2 protein-coding genes are annotated in these 898 nt (G+C 58.9%); both read right to left on the bottom strand.

All coding sequences use genetic code 11. From position 1 onward, the window contains the following. Positions 1-472: IS630 family transposase (locus AB2B41_RS23325; RefSeq protein ID WP_367880223.1), on the bottom strand; the 472-nt coding region annotated here is incomplete at its 3' end. After that, a complete protein-coding gene (locus AB2B41_RS23320) occupies positions 442-828 on the bottom strand; it encodes a hypothetical protein (protein ID WP_367880222.1) in 387 nt (128 codons plus the stop codon). The genes AB2B41_RS23320 and AB2B41_RS23325, both read right to left, overlap by 31 nt. Between the last annotated feature and the right edge of the window lie 70 nt (positions 829-898).

Below are 898 nucleotides of genomic sequence, written 5' to 3'. Positions count from 1 at the left end.
TGAGTTTTGAGAACGCCATCTCGATCGGGTTCAGGTCCGGGCTGTAAGGCGGTAAGAACAGGAACCAGCAACCGTGTTCGCGCAGGAGCGCTTCGGCCTCCTTGTTACGATGGGTGGCCAGGTTGTCGAGGATCACGGCAGTGCCGGGTTCGATCTCCGGGATCAGCACGTCGCGGATGTAGGCGACAAAGGCGGGGCCGTCCATCGCCCCTTTGATGACCCAAGGTGCGATCAGATCGGATGGCCCCAGTCCGGCGATCAAGGTCTGGGTTCCCCATGACCCAAATGGCGCAGATGCCGTCAATCTCGTCCCGCGCAGGGACCGTCCCCGGAGGCGTGTCAGGTTCGTTTTGACGGAGGTTTCGTCAAGGAAGACAATGCGTTCAGGCATCGCGCTGATCGCCGGAACGCGATGATCGAACCAATCGGCCCTTGCGCGTCTTACCTTTGCGCGCTTGCGTTCATCCGCAATGAGGCTCTTTTTTTGTACGTGTATCCCAGCCGCTTGAGCGCTTGATCAAGACCAGAGACTGACGCGGTCACGTCATGTGCATCGGCCAAGGCCCCCTGCAACTCCCTGAGCGTGATGTCCGGGTCTTGATGGATCAGCTCGATGAGAAAATCGTGGTACGGAGCCAACCGCCCATGTCCGGTATTGCGCGGGTTGTCGGCGGGCGTCAGGCGCAACCCGCGTTTGAGCCTTTGTGACAGACGCGATGCCGACGCCGCCGAAATCATCAGGCGGCGACCAATCTCGCGGCCCGTCAGACCTTGGGCAAAGAGCAACTCAAAACGGGCACGAATATCGGCGGAAAGCGGATTGGGCATGAACTGATCCTCCTGAACAGGATGAATCAGAAAACACACCTCATGGGAATCCCCTTTGATTCAACGAAAG

Source organism: Sulfitobacter sediminis (assembly GCF_040811725.1).
GTDB lineage: Bacteria > Pseudomonadota > Alphaproteobacteria > Rhodobacterales > Rhodobacteraceae > Sulfitobacter > Sulfitobacter sediminis.
The sequence above is the reverse complement of the archived record's forward strand: the minus strand, read 5'-3'. Positions and strand labels throughout refer to the sequence as shown.

Bases quoted from the DNA above. Each gene is read 5' to 3' on its own strand.
- AB2B41_RS23320 (WP_367880222.1), bottom strand. From the start codon at position 828: ATGCCCAATCCGCTTTCCGCCGATATTCGTGCCCGTTTTGAGTTGCTC.